The organism is Streptococcus sp. GMD1S, assembly GCF_000296875.1.
Classification (GTDB): Bacteria; Bacillota; Bacilli; order Lactobacillales; family Streptococcaceae; genus Streptococcus.
Window position 1 is genome coordinate 1 of record NZ_AJQY01000076.1, and the last position, 3,689, is coordinate 3,689.

General features: G+C 38.0%; 4 protein-coding genes and 2 pseudogenes. 4 read left to right on the top strand and 2 right to left on the bottom strand.

The window, feature by feature from the left end:
* Together GMD1S_RS12570 and GMD1S_RS06880 are read right to left on the bottom strand one after the other, a co-directional pair.
* Positions 1–98, bottom strand: a pseudogene (locus tag GMD1S_RS12570) (ferredoxin reductase); the annotation flags it as partial.
* Between the two features lie 85 nt (positions 99–183).
* Positions 184–753, bottom strand: a complete 570-nt coding sequence (locus GMD1S_RS06880) for a TetR/AcrR family transcriptional regulator (RefSeq protein WP_033587322.1) — start codon at positions 751–753, stop codon at positions 184–186.
* A gap of 319 nt (positions 754–1,072) precedes the next feature.
* Between GMD1S_RS06880 and GMD1S_RS06885 the strand changes: the two genes are divergently transcribed.
* The 4 genes and pseudogenes from GMD1S_RS06885 to GMD1S_RS06895 form a co-directional block, all read left to right on the top strand.
* A complete protein-coding gene (locus GMD1S_RS06885; protein ID WP_000548987.1) occupies positions 1,073–1,750 on the top strand; it encodes a response regulator transcription factor in 678 nt (225 codons plus the stop codon).
* Positions 1,743–2,717 (top strand): sensor histidine kinase, encoded by a 975-nt coding sequence (locus GMD1S_RS06890; protein ID WP_000887940.1) that lies wholly within the window; start codon positions 1,743–1,745, stop codon positions 2,715–2,717. Before GMD1S_RS06885 ends, GMD1S_RS06890 begins: the two co-directional genes overlap by 8 nt.
* Positions 2,718–2,877: 160 nt before the next feature.
* Positions 2,878–3,128 (top strand): annotated as a pseudogene (locus tag GMD1S_RS12130) (hypothetical protein).
* 330 nt (positions 3,129–3,458) lie between these two features.
* On the top strand, positions 3,459–3,689 hold a 231-nt coding region (locus GMD1S_RS06895), incomplete at its 3' end, for a DUF389 domain-containing protein (protein ID WP_000147500.1).

A 3,689-nucleotide genomic window follows, 5' to 3' on the forward strand; every position in this document is an offset into this window, starting at 1 on the left:
TGGCTTCGTCCAAGATAGGCGATGGCACTCCAAGTTATAAGGGCTAGTAATCCAAGTGTTGATAGAATGATAATAAACATTTTTTTACCTCTTTTCATTTTTTATGACTCCTGTTCTTAATTTTATGAATGAACTATAAAATAATTCATTCATATCTTTTCAAAAAATAAAGAAATCCATTCTTTATTTTAGAACTCCTTTAATGAAGTTGGTTGCAAGTATTTCAACAGTTTTGCCAATATCTGGAAAATCTTTTTCCGTGATGTGCATATCCATATAGTAAAACAGATTATAAACCTGTAAAATCTCTTGAATCTTTTCTGGCGAGTACCCTTCATCCTGCATACGATTTGTAAAAGTTTTAACTAGAAACTGATGAAAAGGATTTGCGACTTTGCCTTCTTCTGAGGAATAGTAGCTATGCAACTCATCGGCTATGGCAGGATTGTACCATTCTGAAAGGATTTTATTGGAAGAAACGAGAGTTCTGGACTGAGCAAATAGTTGACCAATGAGGTCAATCATATCAATTTCCCAATCCAATTCTTCGATCATAGCTTGACGAACACGGTTGTTTTCATCTATATAGATGTCTAGAAAAATGGCTTCTTTACTCTCGTAATAGTTATAAAAAGAACCAACTGCAACACCAGCTTGCCTAGCAATTTCTGAAATTCCTGTTGCCTTGTAACCTTTTTTCGAAAAAACGTCATAAGCTGCTGTTTTTAGAGCTTGTTTTTTGTCCAATATGATTTAACTCCTTTGCTTTATGAATGAATAAATTTGTTCGTTCATTCATATTCTAACAAATCATGTCTAGCTTGTCAATAAGAAGGCTAGATCTATTAAATAAGTTAAAGAAACGCTAACTAAATGAGCACAGAAAGGAAAATATAGGATAAGGCTGGAACTATAGTTAAAAATAAGGTATGATATCAATGGGATGATTCTCTATTTAGCTTTTGTTTCCGAATCTGGATTTGAAAGATAAATAGCCAAATAGTTGAGTTACTAATTCATAGATTTTTTATTAAGGCTTTTGATATTTTGAACAAGAGTAAAGGAGGAGCGCATGCACAAGATTTTACTAGTAGAAGATGACCAAGTCATTCGGCAACAAGTGGGAAAACTGCTCTCTGAGTGGGGCTTTGAGGTCGTTTTGGTAGAAAACTTTATGGAAGTGCTGAGTTTATTTGTCCAGTCGGAGCCTCATTTGGTCCTCATGGATATTGGCCTGCCTCTTTTTAATGGTTACCACTGGTGTCAGGAGATTCGCAAGATTTCTAAGGTACCCATCATGTTTCTGTCTTCGAGAGATCAGGCTATGGATATTGTCATGGCGATTAATATGGGAGCGGATGACTTTGTAACTAAGCCTTTTGACCAGCAGGTCCTCCTTGCCAAGGTTCAGGGCTTGTTGCGCCGTTCCTATGAGTTTGGGCGGGATGAAAGTTTGCTAGAGTATGCAGGTGTGATTCTCAATACCAAGTCTATGGACCTGCACTATCAGGGGGAAGTATTGAGTTTGACCAAGAATGAATTTCAAATTTTGCGGGTCTTGTTTGAACATGCTGGCAATATCGTGGCGCGTGATGACCTGATGCGGGAACTCTGGAATAGCGACTTTTTCATCGATGACAATACCTTGTCTGTCAACGTTGCTCGCTTGCGTAAAAAGTTGGAGGAGCAAGGTTTAGCAGGGTTTATCGAAACTAAGAAAGGGATAGGATACGGACTGAAACATGCTTGATTGGAAACCATTTTTTCTAGCCTATCTGCGTTCACGTAGTCGCATCTTTGTCTATATTATTTCGTTGGGTTTTCTTGTCCTACTCTTTCAGTTTCTGTTTGCTAGTCTAGGAACTTATTTTCTTTATTTCTTTCTGCTCAGTAGTTTTTTGACCTTCCTATTTTTGGCTTGGGATATGTTTGCAGAGGCTCAGGTTTACAGACAGGAAGTACTCTATGCTGAGAGAGACCCAAAGTCTCCTCTGGAATGTGCGCTAGCAGAAAAACTCGAAGAGCGTGAGTCTGAATTGTATCAAAAGAAGTCGGAAGCGCAGAGCAAGCTGACGGATTTGCTTGATTACTACACCTTATGGGTTCACCAGATCAAGACACCCATTGCAGCGAGTCGACTTTTAGTAGCAGAAGTCTCTGATCGTGAGGTCAAGCAGCAACTGGAACAGGAAATCTTTAAGATTGACTCCTATACCAATCTAGTGTTGCAGTACCTTCGTTTGGAAAGTTTCCACGATGACTTGGTATTTGAAAAGGTTCAAGTGGAGGATTTGGTGAAGGAAGTGGTTCGCAAGTATGCCCTTTTCTTTATCCAAAAAGGACTGACGCTCAATCTCCATGACCTTGACAAAATCATCGTGACCGATAAGAAGTGGCTGTTGATCGTCATTGAACAAATCCTCTCAAACAGTCTCAAGTACACCAAGGAAGGTGGGTTAGAGATCTATATGGAAGGTCAGGAGCTCTGTATCAAGGATACGGGAATCGGGATTAAAAACAGTGATGTTCTCCGAGTCTTTGAACGTGGGTTTTCAGGCTACAATGGTCGTTTGACTCAGCAGTCATCTGGCCTTGGTCTTTACTTATCTAAGAAAATTTCTGAAGAACTGGGCCACCAGATTCGCATCGAGTCTGAGGTTGGAAAAGGAACAACAGTACGCATCAAGTTTTCCAATAGGAATCTGATGATTGAGTGAGCATAGTTGATGATGACCTTATCCATCTGTGGAATTTTTGTTCTAGTCTATATCTCTATTTTCATGATAATGTCTAGAAGTTACCGTAAGATTGTCCAGATGTAAAAAATGTTACACTAGGAAACGACTAGAATATAGTCAAAAAATAAAAGAGGCAAAAATGAAAGAAAGTTATTTTGACGGAGGAATCCTAGATTATATTGGATACTCTATCTTAGTAGCCATAATTTTCAGGCTTACCTTGGGGATCGCAACATCTTGGGCGGTTTGCATGATGCAAAATTGAAAACCAAACACACGGTAGTGGATGAGCAACGTCTATACTTTGACGGGACTGGAGCACAACTGTTCGGCAACTGGATCAAGGGGTTTCTTCTAACCATCATCACGTTTGGGATCTATGGCTTCTGATTGAAAATAAAAATGAAGCAATGGATTGTCGAACACACCAATCTTGTTTAAAGATTAAAACGGCATCTTCTTTCAGAGGAGATACCATTTTTTTTCTTTTTCGTATAAGGAAACAAAAGTTTCTTCCTTCTCTATCTGTTCAATTGATATATTTCTTCAGAGAAAGACTGTAAAATTTTTGATATAATGTTAAGGATAGACTGACGGATGCTTAAAAGATAATTTTCAAAAAAATAACAGGTGAGAATTAAAAATATGTAAGATTGAAAAGAAGTCTCTCTGCCATCATCCAAGCAGAAACAAGATTATATGAAATAAAAGGAGTAACCAATGACCGGAAATTATTCAACACGTGAATACCGTGAGAAATTATATGATGATCTTCATGTTCGATTAAGAGATATAGTGATTTTGATGTGTGCGATTTTTATTGCCTCTATAGGTCTAAATATGAATTCAACAGCTGTCATTATTGGAGCCATGTTGATTTCCCCTCTTATGACATCGATTGTTGGACTAGGATTCGGTTTAGCTATTTTTGATACGCGTTTAATCAAGCAA